The organism is Pedobacter sp. Hv1 (assembly GCF_001412215.1).
In the GTDB taxonomy this organism is placed as follows: Bacteria; Bacteroidota; Bacteroidia; order Sphingobacteriales; family Sphingobacteriaceae; genus Pedobacter.
In genome coordinates this window covers 603,360-622,898 of record NZ_LLWP01000009.1, presented here as the reverse complement: position 1 = coordinate 622,898, position 19,539 = coordinate 603,360, and the positions used below count along the sequence as shown (strand labels likewise).

General features: G+C 35.2%; 17 protein-coding genes. 1 reads left to right on the top strand and 16 read right to left on the bottom strand.

The features are described 5' to 3' along the window. Positions 1 to 6: 6 nt before the first annotated feature. Positions 7 to 777 (bottom strand): polysaccharide biosynthesis/export family protein, encoded by a 771-nt coding sequence (locus AQF98_RS18880; RefSeq protein WP_055133510.1) that lies wholly within the window; start codon positions 775 to 777, stop codon positions 7 to 9. 651 nt (positions 778 to 1,428) lie between these two features. Here AQF98_RS18880 and AQF98_RS18875 point away from each other — a divergent pair. Continuing rightward, complete coding sequence (locus AQF98_RS18875; protein ID WP_055133509.1) at positions 1,429 to 2,157, top strand: tyrosine-protein phosphatase; 729 nt, start codon at positions 1,429 to 1,431, stop codon at positions 2,155 to 2,157. Positions 2,158 to 2,583: 426 nt separating this feature from the next. On the opposite strand, the gene gmd is transcribed toward AQF98_RS18875, so the two are convergent. From gmd to AQF98_RS18800, 15 genes are all read right to left on the bottom strand, one after another. Beyond that, entirely contained in the window at positions 2,584 to 3,720 is a 1,137-nt protein-coding gene (gene gmd / locus AQF98_RS18870) for a GDP-mannose 4,6-dehydratase (RefSeq protein WP_055133508.1), read from the bottom strand. 785 nt (positions 3,721 to 4,505) lie between these two features. Continuing rightward, the gene (gene rfbA / locus AQF98_RS18865; RefSeq protein ID WP_055133507.1) at positions 4,506 to 5,369 is read right to left on the bottom strand and encodes a glucose-1-phosphate thymidylyltransferase RfbA; all 864 of its coding nucleotides are present in this window, start codon (positions 5,367 to 5,369) and stop codon (positions 4,506 to 4,508) included. 45 nt (positions 5,370 to 5,414) lie between these two features. After that, entirely contained in the window at positions 5,415 to 5,978 is a 564-nt protein-coding gene (locus AQF98_RS18860) for a DUF3109 family protein (RefSeq protein ID WP_055133506.1), read from the bottom strand. Positions 5,979 to 5,987: 9 nt separating this feature from the next. After that, on the bottom strand, positions 5,988 to 6,758 hold the full coding sequence (locus tag AQF98_RS18855) for a DUF3108 domain-containing protein (protein ID WP_055133505.1): 771 nt from the start codon (positions 6,756 to 6,758) through the stop codon (positions 5,988 to 5,990). 33 nt (positions 6,759 to 6,791) lie between these two features. Beyond that, positions 6,792 to 7,307, bottom strand: a complete 516-nt coding sequence (locus AQF98_RS18850; RefSeq protein ID WP_055133504.1) for a DUF2480 family protein — start codon at positions 7,305 to 7,307, stop codon at positions 6,792 to 6,794. Positions 7,308 to 7,371: 64 nt separating this feature from the next. Further along, the gene (locus AQF98_RS18845) at positions 7,372 to 9,468 is read right to left on the bottom strand and encodes a peptidylprolyl isomerase (protein ID WP_055133503.1); all 2,097 of its coding nucleotides are present in this window, start codon (positions 9,466 to 9,468) and stop codon (positions 7,372 to 7,374) included. Between the two features lie 204 nt (positions 9,469 to 9,672). Next, positions 9,673 to 10,251 (bottom strand): OstA-like protein, encoded by a 579-nt coding sequence (locus AQF98_RS18840; RefSeq protein ID WP_055133502.1) that lies wholly within the window; start codon positions 10,249 to 10,251, stop codon positions 9,673 to 9,675. 2 nt (positions 10,252 to 10,253) lie between these two features. After that, a complete protein-coding gene (locus AQF98_RS18835; protein WP_235524269.1) occupies positions 10,254 to 11,597 on the bottom strand; it encodes an outer membrane protein transport protein in 1,344 nt (447 codons plus the stop codon). Further along, the gene (locus tag AQF98_RS18830) at positions 11,578 to 12,312 is read right to left on the bottom strand and encodes a type III pantothenate kinase (RefSeq protein WP_055133501.1); all 735 of its coding nucleotides are present in this window, start codon (positions 12,310 to 12,312) and stop codon (positions 11,578 to 11,580) included. Before AQF98_RS18830 ends, AQF98_RS18835 begins: the two co-directional genes overlap by 20 nt. A 97-nt stretch (positions 12,313 to 12,409) precedes the next feature. Next, positions 12,410 to 13,390, bottom strand: coding sequence for a DUF6427 family protein (locus AQF98_RS18825; RefSeq protein ID WP_055133500.1), 981 nt, complete (start codon positions 13,388 to 13,390; stop codon positions 12,410 to 12,412). 30 nt (positions 13,391 to 13,420) lie between these two features. After that, positions 13,421 to 14,413, bottom strand: a complete 993-nt coding sequence (locus AQF98_RS18820) for a glycosyltransferase family protein (protein ID WP_055133499.1) — start codon at positions 14,411 to 14,413, stop codon at positions 13,421 to 13,423. Between the two features lie 2 nt (positions 14,414 to 14,415). Then, positions 14,416 to 15,267, bottom strand: a complete 852-nt coding sequence (locus AQF98_RS18815; RefSeq protein WP_055133577.1) for a UDP-2,3-diacylglucosamine diphosphatase — start codon at positions 15,265 to 15,267, stop codon at positions 14,416 to 14,418. Positions 15,268 to 15,680: 413 nt separating this feature from the next. Further along, the gene (locus AQF98_RS18810; protein WP_055133498.1) at positions 15,681 to 18,140 is read right to left on the bottom strand and encodes a hypothetical protein; all 2,460 of its coding nucleotides are present in this window, start codon (positions 18,138 to 18,140) and stop codon (positions 15,681 to 15,683) included. Between the two features lie 205 nt (positions 18,141 to 18,345). Beyond that, the gene (locus AQF98_RS18805; RefSeq protein WP_161805890.1) at positions 18,346 to 19,059 is read right to left on the bottom strand and encodes a DUF4397 domain-containing protein; all 714 of its coding nucleotides are present in this window, start codon (positions 19,057 to 19,059) and stop codon (positions 18,346 to 18,348) included. Between the two features lie 170 nt (positions 19,060 to 19,229). After that, positions 19,230 to 19,481, bottom strand: coding sequence for a DUF4834 family protein (locus AQF98_RS18800; protein ID WP_055133496.1), 252 nt, complete (start codon positions 19,479 to 19,481; stop codon positions 19,230 to 19,232). Between the last annotated feature and the right edge of the window lie 58 nt (positions 19,482 to 19,539).

The window sequence follows — 19,539 nt, the reverse complement described above, 5'->3', positions numbered from 1 at the left end:
AATAAATTATAGACGTGATAAAAATATAGAGAGAATGGAAATCACTGATAAAATGATACCGACATTTCTATAACTGTTATCAACATTAGAATAAGCCACTTTATCTGGCTGTATATAGAGTACATCATTATTTTGCAGGTAATAATAAGGTGAGTTAAAAACATCTTTGCTTTGCATATCAAAACGGATATATTTTCTTTCACCATCAATTTCCCTTACTAATAAAACATCTTGTCTTCGTGCTGTGATATTTAAGTCTCCGGCTAAGCTCAATGCTTCTGCAATATTTACCCTCTGGTTATTAATAGGATAGACTCCAGGTTTAGCTACATCGCCCAAAATAGATATCTTAAAATTAGCCAGACGAATATTAACTACAGGATTTTTAAGATAGGTCGTTAACTTTTCTTGGATTAATAATCTTACTTCTGCTAATGACAATCCTACAATTTTTACTGCACCTACTAAAGGAATTTGAATATCTCCCTTTTCATCTACAGCAAATCCATTCATTGCCGTTAATACATTTGTATTGTTCTCATTTTGAACAGAACTTGTTGTGCCTACATTAAACATTGCTGCTGCCTCTGGACTAGGGCTAGAAACCGTGATTGCTAATACATCATGAACCTGAACTTTAAAGGTTGTTTGATTCGTAATTTTTTCCTTTATTTCTGAATCTCGTGGTAAATCTGTAAAATAAGGTACGTATTTATATTTAACGCCACATGAACTTAAAAAAAGAACGGTAATAAATAAGTAGATAGTTTTTTTCATAGAAGGTTTTCAATTAGATTATTTCTCCAAATATACTAATATGAGCTTAGCGGGTTATTAAAATGAGTTAATTATATATCGTCCTTTAATTTAATCAATTCAGCCTTATTTAACGAATTGTCATCTAAAAGCAAAATTCATGCCCTATTCGTTTAGCAACTTATCGCTCAAAGATTTTCAGATTAAAAATACAATTAATACACTATTAATCAGTATTTTAAATGAGATTTTATTTTTATACTTTATATCTTTTTTACTAAAAGCATTGTGTTTTTTGCCTCTCATCACTTCACATTAAACTTCACTTTAACAAATCCTGCGAATTTATCTATTTAAACTGGGTTCATGAATTCTAGTAGACTTAACCCATCATATAGTCTAGCAAAATAGCCATGTAGTAGACATTATAGACTATAGTCAATTTCTTTCCTTCAGTTTTCATACGATTTTAAAAAACTGTCAATAGATCAGCTTGGTTTTACTTAACTGTTACCCTATTTCTTTGGTGTAGATTTTCTACTATAAAAATCAAATTTTGTCATCAAAACAATATAGCTGTGAGAAGCGTTAAACTAGCATAAGAACCGGCAATCGGTTTTAAAAATTTTATTCCTTAGCTTCGTAGCTATTTATTTTAGATAAAACAAGATTATGTTTTTTTTCAATCGCTCAAAAAAATCCAGCTATTCAGATTTTAGTGCAGTAGGTTTAGATATGCATTCGCATCTTATTCCTGGTGTTGATGATGGAGCTAAGGATGTAGAAAATAGCATTCAATTGATTAGCGGCCTAAAGACATTAGGTTTTGCCCATTTAATTACTACCCCGCATACACTACAAGAGATACACCCTAATACAAAGGAAAGTTTAACAAGAGGTCATGAATTACTGAATGGTAAATTACCAGAAGGCATTACCTTAAATTTATCTTCTGAATATTATTTGGATGATCAATTTACTGATCAGATCAATTCAAATGGTGTGATGCCATTTAAAGGGAATAGGTTATTGATTGAGTTTAGTCAAATCTCTAGACCACATAATTTAGAAGAAAGTATTTTTGAACTCGGTATAAAAGGATATCAAGTTGTTCTGGCACATCCTGAGCGTTATTTGTTTTTTCACAAACAGTTTAACTATTACACTAGGCTTAAAGAAATGGGGGTAGAACTCCAAGTAAATGCTTTATCATTAACCCCACACTATGGCAAGAATATTAAGACAATTGCCGAAAAGCTAATTGAAAATGATATGATTGATTTTATTGGAACCGATATCCACCATGTTAAACACCTCGAGCTTTTAAAAGAAGTACCTACAACCAAACATTTTGCCCGCTTGGTTGATAGTGGGTTATTGAAAAACAAAGAATTGATGTAAATCTTATTTTTTGCGTTTAATCCAAACGTAACGATTGGCTACACACTTTGGACACCAATAAATCCGAATAGGTAAAAAACCTAATACTGATTTTAACAAAAACCCACGAGGAACCTGATAATGAAAATCGGCACCGCATTTTCTACAATTATAATCCTGAAAACTCATTGCCTGAGAAACGTCTTAAACACATCATACTTTAAATGATACAAATACCAATCCATTTGCATAGATGAAGTATTTTTATTTCTATTTTTTATATAAGTACGTCAGAATAAGACATTCAGATGCCTATAAATGAAAAAAATTGATAATCTGAATCAAACCATCAATTTTTTGTATGGGATTACTTTCTACAAATTGAGGAAGAACATAAGCGTTTCTTGGCACTTGTAGATAGAATTAGCTCTGAGTACTAATTTTTTATTATTCGAAATAGTTTAATGTTTTAAAATCTCCCTCTTTTAAATATTCATCTTTCTTCATTAAATGTAGGTCAGATTGCATCATATCTTTAACCAAGGCAGGCAAATCGTATTTAGGTTCCCAACCTAGTTGCGTTTTTGATTTTGTTGGATCTCCCAAAAGTAGGTCAACTTCTGTAGGTCTGAAATATTTAGCATCTACTCTAACTACTGTTGTTCCCAGATGTAGGTCTTCTGCCTTTATACCTAAGCTTGTTGCTTTTTCTTGATCAACGTCTATAATTACTCCAATTTCATTTTCATCTTTACCAGAGAACTCTATTTCAATACCTACCTCGCTAAATGCCATTCGTACAAAATCTCTTACTGTTGTTGTAATTCCTGTAGCAATTACAAAATCTTCGGCTTTCTCTTGTTGCAAAATCAACCACATTGCTTCAATGTAATCTTTGGCATGCCCCCAATCTCTTTGAGCAGAAAGATTACCTAAGTACAAACAGCTTTGCAAGCCCAGTGCTATTTTAGCGGCAGCTCTTGTAATTTTACGTGTAACAAAGGTTTCTCCTCTTAATGGACTTTCGTGATTGAACAATATTCCATTACAAGCAAACATTCCATAGGCTTCGCGGTAATTGACCGTAATCCAGTAACCATAAATCTTAGCCACTGCATAAGGCGAACGTGGATAGAAAGGCGTAGTTTCACTCTGTGGTACAGCTTGCACCAAACCATAAAGTTCAGAAGTAGAAGCTTGGTAAACTTTGGTCTTTTTTACCAGACCTAAAATTCTTACTGCCTCTAATAAACGTAAAGTTCCTATCCCATCAGCATTAGCTGTATATTCTGGCATTTCAAAACTTACCTGTACATGGCTCATTGCGGCCAAATTATAAATTTCGTCGGGTTGGGTTTCCTGAATAATCCGAATTAAATTGGTAGAATCGGTTAAATCTCCATAATGCAACTTGAAATGCACATTTTGCTCATGTTGATCCTGATACAAATGATCAATCCGATCGGTATTGAACAAAGATGATCTACGTTTGATCCCATGTACAAAATATCCTTTTTTTAACAAGAACTCTGCTAGGTACGCTCCATCTTGACCCGTAACTCCAGTGATTAAGGCAACTTTCATTAATTTGAACTTTTTTGATTAAAGAAAACAAACATAAACAATAATATTTGCTCATGCTCATTTAAAATTAATTTCAAAAGACAAAAAAACTGTGCGCCTTTACTATAACTATCAGACAATAAAATTTCTTTAAAAAGAATATACTCAACTCATTTAAAGCTTATCTCTATTTAATGAAATTAAAAACGAGCTGCTTAATTAAGGTTAGGCACTAACGTGATTCCAACCCCAAAAATAGCTCTTGGTGTCGCATTTGGAACACCAGAATATTTTTAGTGAAACCAGTTTAAAAATGAAATTACTTGGTACTTCGTAATAAAGGCTGCGCTCGCAGTTGCTGCATTTACAGGTCGTATACATAAGGGTTGGTTTAAGGGTGATTACCTTTACCAAGACAAAATCGAATCCATTTTTAAAATGAATTGATCCATTACCATTTAGTCCATCTGTTTTTGAAAGCTTAAAACGGATGAGCAAAACTTTTAAGTCATTCCGATTTAGGGTGTTTGTGTTATAAACAATTGATTATGACTATAAATAGGAACTTTTTAAACGTTAAGGTTAACACATACCCTTTTGAAAACTAGCACTTTAGTCATAAAAATTAATTTGAATTTAACCTATAATTAAGAATTTTTCCTTTAAAATAACGCAGAATACACAAAAAATATGGGTAAAAAAATCCCCACTTTGTAGAAAATGGGGAAAATATAGGTTTAAAATTCTACACAAATAACATGTTTTAACCTGCTTAATACATTCCGTTAAAACACAAAATATACTCGTTAGTGTTTGATAATTTTCAATAGGTATTCGCCGTAACCACTTTTAAGCAATGGGGTAGCAATTTCTACCAGTTGGTCTGTATTGATAAAGCCCATACGGTAAGCAATTTCTTCTATACAACCTATTTTTAAGCCTTGACGTTCTTCTATAATTTGCACAAACTGACCTGCCTGCATTAAAGATGCAAATGTTCCTGTATCAAGCCAAGCTGTGCCTCTACTGAGTACGCCTACTTTAAGTTTGCCCTTACTTAGGTATTCTTTATTCACATCGGTAATCTCATACTCGCCACGAGCCGAAGGTTTAATATTCTTCGCAATTTCTACTACACTGTTATCATAAAAATATAGCCCTGGAACTGCATAATCTGATTTTGGAACTTTAGGTTTTTCTTCAATAGAGATTGCATTTTTATGTTCATCAAATTCAACTACGCCATAACGCTCAGGGTCAGATACCTGATAGGCAAAAACTACCCCTCCATCTGGATCTGCACTTGCTTGTAAGAGTCTGGCCATACCATCACCATGAAAAATATTATCGCCCAATACCAATGCAACTTTATCCTGGCCTATAAAATCAGCACCTATTACAAAAGCTTGCGCCAAACCATTCGGTTCAGCTTGTACAGCATAAGAAAATTTACAGCCAAGGTTTGATCCATCTCCCAACAATTTTTCGAAGTTAGGTAGATCATGTGGGGTTGAAATGATCAATATTTCTTTGATCCCTGCCAACATTAAAGTAGACAATGGATAATAAATCATTGGTTTATCGTAAACAGGCATCATTTGTTTACTACATGCCAACGTTAATGGATGTAAACGGGTTCCGCTACCACCAGCTAAGATTATACCTTTCATAGAGAGATTTGAGACATTAATTGTAATAAATCTTATTTAAGATCTTTATTTTGAAGATACACTATTTTCTAATTCAGTATACCATTCTAAACCATATTTTCTAATTAATGGCTCTTTTAAGAACTGATAAACCGGCACTTTAAGTTCTCTTCCAAATGTACAAGCATCATGACAGATGTGCCACCTGTCGTAATTAAGCACATCAAATTCGGGATATTGCGTTATTCTAATAGGATACAAATGGCAAGAGATTGGTTTTTTCCAATCGACCAAGCCTTGTTCGTATGCTTTTTCTATGGCACACTTGGTAATCCCATTTTCGAACGTTACATAGGCACACTCTTTATGGCCATCTACACATGGCGTTGTCAGATCGCCATCCATATCAATTACCGATGTGCCTTGTTCTTCTATGGCTTTGATGCCCTTAGGTGCCAATAGGTGTTTAATTTTAGGATAAATTTCCGCTAAAATTACAGTCTCCGCATGATCTAAAGGCGCTCCTGCATCTCCTTCTACACAGCAAATACCTTTGCACTTACTTAAATTACACACAAAGCTTTCGCTTATCACATCCTCATGCACTAAGGCATTTTGTACCTCTATCATTTATTTTGTTTAGTTACCTATGGGATATTTTAACCCTTCGGCAGATTTAATTTCAAGCGACACAGATCCAACTAAGATCTCTACCTCGGCCTTTACAGGCACCCTGTTGCCATCATCTGTAATCCAAAGATACAACTTGCTATCCTTTTTAAAAATACGTCCAGGCTTAATAGAAGGACTAAATTTTAAACACCTTATACTTCCCAACTTGGTTTTGATTACTTCTTTACCAATATACTGGATCTCTAATTGTGAAATTTCATCGCCCAAAAAATAGTTGAGCTTAAATTTATCTCCAATTTTTAGGTCGGTGATGTCTAAACTACGGGCAAAATAATAGGCCGAAACCAAGTCAAATGTTTGGGTTGTAGGGGTAGCAAAAGTACCTCTATTGGCTACAACTTTTTTGGTATCTTGATAAAATCTGGCTTTATCTTGTCTGCGGTAACTGGCCTCTCTAATATTCTCTTGGTAGAAGTAAGGGGTTAGATCGGTTTTATCTATAAAAGAGTCGTAATGATCTCTTACCTTATAAAAGATATCAAATGTTCCAGATGTTTCTGCATCCACAACTAATCTATAAGCAGGCTTATTGTCAAACTTAACATCAGTTGCCTGTACCTTTAAGGTAGCTTCTGCTGCAGTAAGAAAACCATATTTGAGCTTATACTTTAAAACCTCTCCTTCCTTAAAAACAGGCTCCTTTTTTAAGGGCAACTCTTGTGCAAAACCAACAAAGCCATTTACTGCTAATGTTAGTACTAAAATCCATGTTCTCATATTATTGCTTAAACAAAAAGCAATCCAAAATTACTAATCTTTGCGTTTATAAATTGGAACAGTAGAACATGGCTCGCCATACATGATACTTTTAACAATGGGCGTGAGTAAGGAAGTAATCTCTACATAGGCAGAAACTGGCACTTCTAGGTCTGCACAGCCTTTAATTACCACACGTTCTCCGGCAAAATTATTAAGGTCTATTTTTGCAAAGGCTTTAGTGTACAATACCGTTTCTAATGTTTCTAGGCTACCAAACACAATTTCGTTAGCAAATGGTTTCATTTTATTGGCCAATAACATATAGGCCCAGGTTGGCACAATAGCATCTGTACTACATGTAATTGCTATATTTTTATCTTGGTACTGTTCCCAGTTATGTTCTTTTATAAATGCTCTAAAATCTTGCTCCTTTAACATTAATCCATGAAAAAGATTGTCTTTAATATCATACACTAAGCGCTCTCCTTTGTGGAAATATTCTTCAAGATTTAAGGTAACTAAACCACTTGCAGCAACTTTATTAACAAATTTTTCCTGAATGTCCATAGCTATCAAATAAAAAACCGCCTCGATGGTATATCGAGACGGTTACAAAATTACATAATAAAGATTAATAGAATTTCACCCTATTGTCTTTTATATCACTTTTATCTTGTAGTGCTTGGAATGCTGCGCCTAAAGAGCGTTGTGCCACACCAAGAATCATGGTTTCTTTTTGTTTAAATACATTGTCTAATGGCGCTGGGTTGGTAAAACCATCCACAACAAATGCATATACACCTTTATCGCCTTCAATGGCTTTAGATAATTTGCCTACCTGCGAACCAAATATTGCACCTATTACTTTGTTCTCTTGTGCTAAACCTGGAATGATAGGGTTAGAGAACACTACATTTTGTGCAGGAGTTGCAGTTTTACCTAATTTTTGAGCCACTTGATCAATGTTAGCTGCACCTTGCAAAGCTTTGTCTACTTTCTCAGTTAACATTTTAGCTTTAACAGCATTCATTACCATTGGTTGGATTTCTTTTTTCACATCAGCTAAAGACAATTGTCCTTTTGGTTTAATGTCTGTTAAACGTGCTACAACAAAACCATTATCCATGGTATAAACTTGAGTAAGTACATCACCTTTTTCTGCTTGGTATGCATCTCTAATTAGCTGACGAGGATTATCTAATCCTGGAGCAAAACCTTGTGTAGCTGTAATTTTATCAGCTAAGCCAACGGTATATCCTTTTTTCTGAGCTAAAGTGCTAAAGTTATCACCTTTTACTTCACTTAAGAAGCTAGAGGCTTTTTTGTAAGCAGCATCTCTAGTTTTCTGACTAGGCGCCAAACTTTTCTCGATGTAAGCTAATTTAGCCACTTTAGATGATCCTACTTGTTTTACAATTTTAATAACGTGAACGCCAAATTGTGATTTAACAACTTTCACATCGCCAGTTTTACCATCAAAAGATGCATTTTCGAATTCAGGTACCATTGCACCACGTGCAAAAGTTCCTAAGTCTCCACCTTGCTCTTTTGAACCATCAACGCTATATTTTTTAGCTAGATCTGCAATGCTTCCACCTTTTTGTATCAATGACTTTAATGAGTCTGCTAATTTAAATGCGGCTACTTCGCCACCCACTTTTGATGGATCAATTAAAATGTGACTTGCTCTTACAGAGTCAGGAGAAACCCTAGAACCTACCACTTTAATTAGTTTATAAGAGTTACCAGAGAATTTTGGTCCGTAGAAACTTCCCACTGGATAGTTAAAGATTACTGAATCTACCGCTGGATCTAATTTTCCTTTAGAGATAAAAGCAAAAGGAACTTTTACATCAGAGTTGTTAGCAGCAAACAATGAGTCGTTTGGTGTGATTTTAAAATCAGCTGCCAATTGATCAATCTGTGCTTTAACTGCGCTAGAATCTGCAGCCGTTGGCTTAATACTGAAAGTTACATATTCAAAACCACGAGTCTCTGTTGGATTATCGAAGCGTTTTTTGTTTGCATCGTAATAAGCTTGATAATCTGCATCTGTTATTTTAACGTCTTTGTCTAACACAGTGCTAAAGCCAAGATCAACATACTTAAAGTTTGCCAATTTGTTTCTGTTGTTATACTCGTCATTAGCTTCGATAGAAGTAATGTATACAGAGTTACGGATTAGGTTTGCATATTTTTGTTGCATTGCCTGTTTCTCAACTTCTACTTGCAACAAGTCCCATTGTTGTTTCAATTTCGGATCTTTTGCTTGTGCTTTTAAAGAGCTAATTACAGCTGCACGATCAAATTGCCCCGTTTGTGGGTTACCAAAATATTGAACGATAAGTGGACTAGGATTTTTTCCCTGCAATAAATCGAACAATTCATCGCCAGAAACGGTTAAGCCTAATCGGCTATATTCTTTTGTTAAAATTGTGTTTGCAATTTCTGCTTGCCAAGCTTGGTCTACAGCCATAGCTTGCATTTGTGGATTAATGCTACCACCGTATTGTTGTTTAAACTGTGCAATACTTTGTTCTACTTTAGGACTGAACTCTTCATACTTGATGTCTTGACCATCAATTGATCCTACTACGTTTCTAGATGCTCCCCAAATCGCTGAACCTTGCTGAAGCAAAGGTTCTAAAACAAATAACGCTAATACCACCGCGATACCTCCTACTAGAAAATATCCCATTTTGGTACGCATGAATGTCATTACTCCCATATTAATTATTATTATTTTTTATTTTTTAGAGGGCGCAAGATACAAATTTGCGTCTAATTAGAAAATATTAAATTTTATTTGATTTTTGTCCCCAAACTTACAATAGCTTAACCACTTACAAAGTGAAACAAATAAGCATTCTAATTGCTCAAAAGCCCTAAAATTTCATTCAAAAATTAAGTGGTATTTTAAGGTGATTTCTGTTTATTGTGTTAAATCTCCCTTAACATAGGTTTCGCCTGCGGCTTGTGTAATAGAATAAGTACTGAAATCTTGCGGCGCAGAAAACTGTGTACCTTTAAGCACACTACCATCAGCTTTTTTAGTTACTGTTCCTGCCGGCGAGAAATACATTTTTTTATTTTCATCCCAAATCAGCTCTTCAGTTCTAAAAGTAATCTGATCATTTACCACCACCACATTTTTCCTGAAAATGGTCATTCGCTCTGTTTCTTTATAAATGGCATAGTCTGAGGTGATGGTGCCCGTTATTTGTAGGTATTGATCATAAAATTCAATTTTAACTCCTTTGGGCATCTCACTATAAACAGCACCGGTTGATGGCATTACCTTATCTAAAATTGGTGCATAAGCCTTCGCTTTAACAACTGCAGAATCACTATAAGTCATTTCAACTCCATAAGACCTGTCTTTGGTTAAGGTAATTTTTTTTGAAGAGATGGCACTTGCATTTTTAAGGTCGTCATCATTACATGAAACCACCACAAATAGCAGTGCTACCAGAAGAAATGGGATGCCAGATTTGATACCCGACCTATGCATTATTAATCAAATTTAAATCTTTGGAACCATCTAGCATCATTCAACGTAAAGGCTACATGGAAATTGATATATCTTTCTTGCAACAATCCATTATTGATATTACCTCGTTTACCCAACTCGGCTGTAAGATTCATTTTATAGAACACACCTCTTTCGTAAGCTGAAAGTGGCAAACCTAGGCCGAATGTAATGGCCATTTGTTTGATATCTTGATTGTTCATTTGAATATACGTTTTGTCGTACTGGAAGCCTAAACGATATTCAACTCTTTTAAAGTAGTTATTAATTGAGCTATAGTCTGGAACAAATTGTCCACCTACTGAGAATCCGTAAGTATCTTGTAAATTTTGGTTCACATTGCCAATAGAAAGCTCAGACCATTTCCCCATTCTATAATCTAATCCAATTAACCATTTGTCATTTTTCTGCAAAGCGATACCGAAATTATGGATCAATGGTAATTTTAGGTTAGACTTATTGTCTTCAACTTTTTCTAAAGTGTCTAACGCCGGATTTTCACTTCCATTGCTAAGCGTATATTGTGTTACGTACCTATCTCTTGTAGAATTAAGTGGCGAATTTGAAGATCCTGAATAACCTAATACAAGATTTGTTTTGTTATCGATCCTGAACTCATATTGTGCTCCATAAGAAAAGTTAATTCCTCCAATGCTATTTTTATCTTGGATACGAGAGGCTAATGAGCCTGGATCATTTTGATATTCGGTAGATCTATTTTCTATTAAGTTACCAAACAAGTATTCAAAGTTAACACCTAGCCTAAGGTGATCTCCAAACTGTCTGCCATAACCTATATAAGCCTTTGTTAAACCTCCTTCTCCGGTATATTTATAATCAACCGATTTTTGGTTTTCTGAAGTTGCTCCAATTTTTACCGAATTTCTAAAATCATAGCCTAATTGCGAATAAGGTAAAATACCTACACTGATAGCTGATTTGGTGATACCTGATTTGCTACGGATTGGAAATGCCAATGCTACATGACTTAAACTGGCATTAAAGCTAGTTTCTTTAAGCGAACTATTCTTTAACTCTGTATAACCACCAGTCATCCCCATATCTAAAGTTGTGGAGATAATGGTTGCATAAGCTGCTGGATTTTGGACATTGATATTGTTAAAGAAAGTACTTCGGCCTACTGCTGTAGATATACCACCCATAGCACGGAATTGAGGCAGCAACGATCCCTTAATGTTACCAACCCCAAATTTAGAGTATGGAGATTGTATAGTAACTTGTGCGTTTGCAATTAGACTGGTTAGCAATAAGCATACTGCAAACGTATATTTTAATTTTTGGTACATATTATAATGTAATAACTTCATTTAATCCTTTTAAAACCAAATATGGATCATAACTGATTTGGGTGGCAAAGATGCTATTTTTTAATTGCTTGTTCAAAAAATCTCCATCTCCCCCTGTTATAATCACTTTTAGGGCCTTATTCTTTTTATTTTCTAGAGTTATAAACCCTTCTATTTCATTTATTATTCCTTGCAGTACACCATTTTTGATGGCATTATTGGTATTTGTACCTTCAGGAATAGCTTCTTCTTTGTCCCAATTTACCAATGGCAATCTGCCTGTATAATAATTCAAGGCCTCAAATCGCATTTTTATACCTAAGCTAATACTTCCTCCAAAGTATTGGCTATCTGCTGTCAGTACATCATAAGTAATACAAGTGCCAGCATCAATCATCAAACAGCTTTCACCTGGGTATAAGCCATGTGCAGCAATTACTTTTGCCCATCTATCCAAACCCAAAGTGGCTGGTGTTTCATAATTGTTTTTTATTCCAGCCTTTATGTTTGTTGTAAAAGGGATATACTTTACTCTTGTGCTTAAGAAGTTGCTTAATTCGCCGACATCTTTATTCACAGTTGAAACGGCTGCATTTTGTATCTGGTACTTTGCTATTAAGCTAGTCAGGCTGAGCTCATCCAATTCTTTTAATCGCTGGTAATGTACCAGTTCTTTATGGTTGAAAACTGCTAGTTTACTATTTGTATTCCCAATATCTATTACAAGATTATGCATTCACCATATCAGAGTTGAACCCTACTTGACTTCAAACTTTAGGACACAAAGCTATTAATCTTTAGCAAGTTTTAAGGTGTGAAATTGTTAAAAAAGGTTAAACAAACAAAAAATACTGGATACAAAGCACCAATACGGCAAATAATGATTCGTAAAACCAACGTTTTTTGGCGTTAGAAAAATAGTAGGCCAACAGCACTGCCCCTGGTGGCACGCTCAATAGAAAATGATAAACACGAAAGTCTGGCTTGGTATAAAAACTGATCATTACAATGATAAACATAAAGAACAGCATTTGGAAGGCTTTTCGGGTACTGATAAAACTTCTAAAAAAGTTCTCTCGCAATTGCAAAGTAGCCAACACAATAATGAGTGCCACAGGAATCAAAACCAGGTAATCGTTATAATTAATCTGAAGTACAGAAGGGAATTTGTTGACCAATGGTTTCCAAATTTTATAAAATTGGGTAATGTTATCATTCCAATAATAAAATACAGCGATGAAGAAGAAAATAGTCAAAAAACCTATCAACCCGGCAATCCATTCTCTCCAATTAAAAGAACGGTACAATAACAGACTAAGCCAAAGCATTACCAAAAGTACAATGAAAGGAAAATAGATTAGCGTACCTAAGGCGATGATCATACCCACATCAAACATGGTCATCATCCCATTTGTTGTTTTACCAATTTTCAGAAATTTATCCATGATCCAGATCAGTAAAAAATTACAGATCAAAGGAGGGCTTAAAATCAAAAACTGAAGAAATAAACTTGAACCAGTAATGTACAAGAGCCCTGGCAGGTAGCTTGGTTTAGCCAACAAACCATGATTATTGATTACTCGGTTAAATATAATGGCCTGAACAAAAGTAATTACTGTTGCAAAACACAGATTGGCCAAAGGCGAAAATGAACTGGTTAACGGAATTTGGATAAACAGCTTGGCATAAGGTTCCAAAAATTCGAAATTCAGTTGGTCTGGTAGGTTAATGAATATAGCTAAACGCATAAAAACTGTATATGCGGCTAGTATTAAAAGGTTTACTGGACTTAAATTTCTAAATTGATTGATCATGCCTCTTTGTTAAAGGCAAAGTAAAGAAATTTATCTGGCAAAATTCTTCACCACCTCATCAATTATTGAAGCTGTTTGATCTGGGAAATGAAATTGATGTTGTTGGCCATTTTTTACAAAATCTGCTAAAACTGGCACCCAATTATGGTTGCTTGGCCAAATTACGGGTATACCCAATTGCATTAGGGCGTAAGCATTGCATTGTTGCTCATACTGGAATTTCATTGGCATCACCAATAATTTTTTACCCAAAAACAAGGCTTCTGCTGGCCCTTCAAAGCCCCCCCCAGTAAACAATCCTTCGCAACTGGCCATGCTCTTGTTAAATTTTTCGTTGTTTACAGGTTCAACAAAAACATTTCCTTCGCTATAAGATTGATGGGTATGTTTAGAGAAAACTTCCCACCTAACGGAAGGAATCTGCTTTAGCAATTTAACCAAATGACGATCGTCAATTGCCGGAAGATAAACTGTGTAGTGACCTAAATTAGTAGGTTCTAGATTTCGGATTTCTCTACGGATTACTGGGCTATAAATAAAATCATCATACCTTTCGAAATGAAAGCCTACATGGTGCGTAGTTGGTGCATATCGATTTAAAATCAGTTTGCCCCAGTCTTTTACCTTAGGGCGAGGCACCTTAGGTGAAGTAAAAGAGGCCTGATGGCTAAGAGAAACACTTTCAATCCCTTTTTTGCGACAGGCCCATGCTGTAACTGGTTCAAAATCGTTTATAATGAGGTTGTAATCATTTAGTGGCAACATTTTCATGTCCTTACGGAAACGTCTCAAATCCATGTTTTTATAGGTTTTGAAATGATCTACCCCTCCGTTTTTACCAAAAATAAAACTGAATCCGTGTAATTGGTATTTCACCTCTTCTGCTAGCTTTACATCGGCTTGTGTTCCAGAAATCAGGATATCGAGGTCTCCATGTTTTTGAAGCAGGGGCACAATTTCTCGAGCTCTGCTGATGTGACCATTTCCAGTACCTTGTATGGCGTAAAGTATTCTTTTCTGCACTACTAAATAATTTCTAATTTGATCTTTTGCAATAGGGTATTGATATCTAATTTGCTGTGCAGATCTTCACTATCTGATAAAACACCTTGTTCTACTTCGTCTTTTTCAAAATCGGCAGCTTGATACTTAAAAATTGTCCATTGTTGCTGATTGTATTCTAATGCAGTTAAACTCTCTACCCAATCGCCACTATTTAAATAGGTTACCGTACCATCTTCGGTTACAATCTCCCTTAATTCTGCATGATGGATATGTCCACAAACTACATATTGGTATCCTTTTTCTATGGCCAAATCGGCTGCTGTTTGTTCGAAACTATTGATAAATTTTACGGCATCTTTAAATTTTGCCTTGATCTTTTGAGAAAAGCTCATTTTTTCTCTGCCTATAGAAGTTAGGCACCAATTGGTAAAGCTGTTGATGAGGATCAAACTATCATAGCCAATGGCTCCTAATTTAGCTAACCATTTAGAATGTTGCATGGTTACATCAAATATGTCTCCATGAAAAAACCAGGCTTTTTTACCATCAAGTTCTAATACCAATTTATTTTGAAGATGGAAGGCACCCATGTGCATATCTGCAAACTTTCTCAGCATTTCGTCGTGGTTACCCGTTAAATAATAAACAGGCACACCCTCTACCACAAATTTCATGAGTTTACGAATGATTTTCATGTGGGTTTCTGGCCAGTATCTTTTGCTAAACTGCCAAATATCAATGATGTCTCCATTGAGGATGATCATTTTTGGTTTAATGCTTTTAAGATATTTTAACAGCTCTTTGGCGTGGCAACCATAAGTACCCAGATGTACATCGGAAATTACCGCTATCTCAACTTCTCGCTTTTCCATACAAAATTTTTGAGCCATCAAATGCCTGACGCCCTATTTGGCAAACAGTTGAAATTGCATGGTCTTGTTTAGTCTTCTTCCTCATCAATAGTCAAGTCATACGGACTAAAGAAAAAAACAACAATTGCAAGCAAACAGATAACTAGAAACAATTCTGGCATTTTGATCTATTTTATGATTACAAAAATGCAAGACATAGATTAACAAGTTGTTAAGAAAATATTATGTTACCTTATTTTTATTAATTTGTTAACATGACCTGTTTATTTTCGGCAGTTATGGGTTGTGGGTTGCAGGTTATGGGTTACGAGTTGTAGGTTGAAAGTTGAATTTATTTATCCTTTTGGGGTTGACACAAAAAAGAAAAGCCCCAGATCTGTAGATCTGGGGCTTTTAAACAATTTATTATTTTTTTAAGCTGCTTTCTTTTTCTTGGTTTCTGTATAACCTGCAAAACCTAAGAATAAAAGCAATAAGATCGATCCTGCTAAAGAGATTTTCTCTCCTACGTAGTATGATGTTGGTTCAAACTTAAATTCAACTTTATGGTTACCCGCTACCAATTGAGCTGCTCTTAGTACATAATCGGCTCTGAAATAATCTTTCTTTACCCCATCTACATACATGTTCCATCCTTTATCGTAATAGATTTCTGAGAATACTGCAATAATGTCTCTAGGTGCACTATAAGAATAAACCAAATGATCTGGATGGTAACTTTCCAACTTAATGAATGCTGAAGGATCTGCACCTAAACGTGTAGTATCGATCAGTTTTTTATACTGCACGTCTACAATAGCGTCTTTCTTTGGATCAAAACTGCTGATTGCTTTCATTTCTTCATCAGCATTCTTTGCAAACTGTACACCGCTTACAATCCAAGCATTACCTAATGCCGTATTGTTTCTTTGCATTTTATAAGAACCATTCTGTGGGTCTTGTGTAATGATATATTTGGCATTTAACATGTCCAATACATCCATATTTACACTTTTTCCAAATTGGTGCTCAATCAACTCGTCGTATCTTTTCAGTTTTGCAGCATGGTAACCACCAATGGTTTTGTGGAAAGCCGATGTACTTGCATTAGAGAAAGTACTGATGGTTTGATCATAGACCCTAAAATCTGGGTCCTTGTCTGCCATAATGAAAGTATCAACATCACGTGGTTGGAAGTAATTGGCCAATGTCGATTTGTTTTCAAAGTTTGTATTGTTCAAATAGCGACGATCTACCTGCCACATGTCGATCAATACGGCAAGGGTCAATAGGCCAAAAGCCAATTGCATGTTCATTTTTTTGGTAATGAAAGCCCAAACAATACCGAAGCCCACTAAAATAAACAAGAAAGAGCGAATGGCATCTGTTTGTGCTAATGAGATCCTGTCTTTAACTAATGCATTGGCTACCTTTTGTCCCAATTCATTATTTTGAACTACACTGCTTAATTGTTGTACAAAATCAGCGTGACCAGAAGTTTTGAAATTGAAGAAAATTGTTGGTGCAATGGCTACCAATAAACAAAAGCCACCAGTAATGCCTGCTGCCCAAGTTAATTTTTTGACCAATACTTTTTGCTCAATATTACCTTCTTGTGCCTCTTTAACTGCTAAAAATGCCAATATTGGAACCATTAAGCCTACTACAGCCAAAATAGATTCTACCGCTCTAAACTTATTGTATAAAGGGAAATAGTCATAGAAAAGGTCTGATATTAAAGGGAAGTTTTTACCAAAAGACAACAACATGAATAAAATGGTTGTGGCTAAAACCCACCATTTTAAACGGCTACGAACAATGAATAAGCCAAATACAAAAAGGAAACATACAATGGCTCCGAAATAATAACCTCCAGAAGTACCTGGTTTTTCGCCCCAATAAGGTGGCAGCTGTTGTGCTAAACCTATGGCCTGCTCAGGTGTAGCCCCAACTTCTGTTAGTGTTTTGTATACTTCAGATTTATCGTCCAGTTTTCTGTCACTGCTTCCACCATAAAGATCAGAAATCAAAAAGGTAAAACTCTCTCCAACTCCTTGGCTCCAACCATAGGCATATTCTTTAGTCATGCCGGCATCTTTTTGGGTTGAAGTACTTGTTAGGTTAGATTTACCACGATTGGTTTCTTTGGCATACTCTGATGTGGTCCACAATAAACTGGCATTAACCATTACCGCCAAAACTACCGCAAGTGATAAAAATCCAATTGCTTTACCTAAAACTGGAAGTGTTTTTGATTTATAGGCCTGATAAACTTCAATTCCAATAAAAATTAGAATAGATAAGAACAGGTAATACGTCATCTGCACGTGATTTGACCTGATCTCTAAAGCCAAGAACAAGGCGGTTAAACTTGCACCCAAATAATATTTACCACGCATGGTTAATATTATTCCTGCTATGATAGGGGCAAAAAAGCCAATAGCTAAGGCTTTATTGCTATGCCCGGTTGCAATAAGTACGAAATTATAGGTGGTAAAGGCAAAGGCGATAGCTCCCGCAGCGGCTAGCCAAGGATTTACCTTGAGTACGATAAATAAAAAGTAGGCGCCGATTAACAATAAAAATACTGTACCCACCGGATTTGGCAAAGCTTTGGTAATTAAGGCAATACCATAAGTTGCTCCATTGTAGGCATATTGTGCCCAAATCTGATAAGCGGGCATCCCGCCAAACATCTGGTTGGTCCAAAGTGGTGCAGTACCATCTTTGGCTTTATAGTCCATAATTTCTTTTTGCATCGCTTTAGACTGAACTACGTCATTTTGAAGCGGTGCTTTTCCCTGTAATACAGGACTGAAATAGACAAAACAGATTACTAAGAAAGCTGCAAGAATGGCTACATGGATGCCATTTTTATTAAACCAATTATTCATTGAGGTTAATTAAAATTAAACGATTTCCCAAAAATAGAAAATTGGTCGAGATAAAAAAGGAAATAAAATAATTGGACGTATTATATTTAGAACCTCTTTAGATTGGATTTTAATGTCAATAGCCAGCAGATAATGGGATCATCACCTGCTGGCTATTGTACAGAATGGCATAACACCATCCATTTTATATATACCTAAATAAAGATTATTGGTTGATATAAGCTTGTACACCAAAGGCTTGTTCGTTATTTCCTGGTGTTAATAATCCTTTGGCAACAATGGTATAAAAACGGCCAGCTGCTAAATTAACATCGGTTAAGGTAGCTTTTACTACTCCGGTAGTTGCATCTTTAACTTCGAAAGTATAGGTTTTTGCTTCCATACCTGTAAAAGTACTCGATGCCTTGTAAGCTTTACCTGTGGTAATGCTTGCTCCATCCTTTATTTTCAGATCAAGTGCTGGTGCATCAACGCTTAGATTGATAAATTTCACGAATGTTTTATCCAATGTGGCCATACTCATGTCATCTACAATCAATAAACCATCTAAGTTTGGTGCTCTATCTACAACGTAAAAAGAATAAGCAATGTCTTTTGAAATCGCCACAGTTTTGGTCAATAAGCTTTGCACATCAGTTGACGTAGTCAATTTTACCGCATAAGTACCTGGCTCTGCTTGTAGGTAACCTGTTGCTCCACTAAAAGGTAGAGCGGCAGCGTTTGCCTTTTTTTCGTTTAGGTAAGCATTAAATGTAGCTCCAGTTGGCGAAACATTGATTATTCTAATGTTACTTATATTTACTACGGGTTGTTCTTTGTTTTTACAAGCGCCCAAAGAAAGTACACTAAAAGCAGCTAAAAACAAATACGCATATAAACGAACTGATAAAGTTGGTAGGCTTAGTTTAAGATTTTTCATAAAAATAATTAAAGGTTTTATTCTTTTAAACGAGTACATATTCAATTATGCTACAGCAAATATTGTTTTTATTTAAATGAATAGTCGTTAAATTTTGTTAAAATTAAATAGTTATGCCTAAAATTTTAACCATAAGAATACAAATTAGCCTACGGTAAGCTCGAAAAAGCTTATTTGATTTCTTCGTAGTCTACAAAATCACCTAATTTATCTGCATTGCCCTTTTTCTCTTTTTTAGGCATATAATCAATTGAAATTGAACCCTCTGGCTTAGTAGAGCGTTGTTGTTGTTGACCCGCAGCTTGGTTCTGCATGTTACCGAAAACATTTTTTAACATCACTGGAAATATCATTCGGAACAAAAGTCGAATAACCCAAAGTACGATGATTGAAATCAGTATAAAGTTTAATAAGTAACCCATTTTTATTATATTATTAACACAAATATAGACGTGGCGATTAATTTTTTGTTACTTTTTA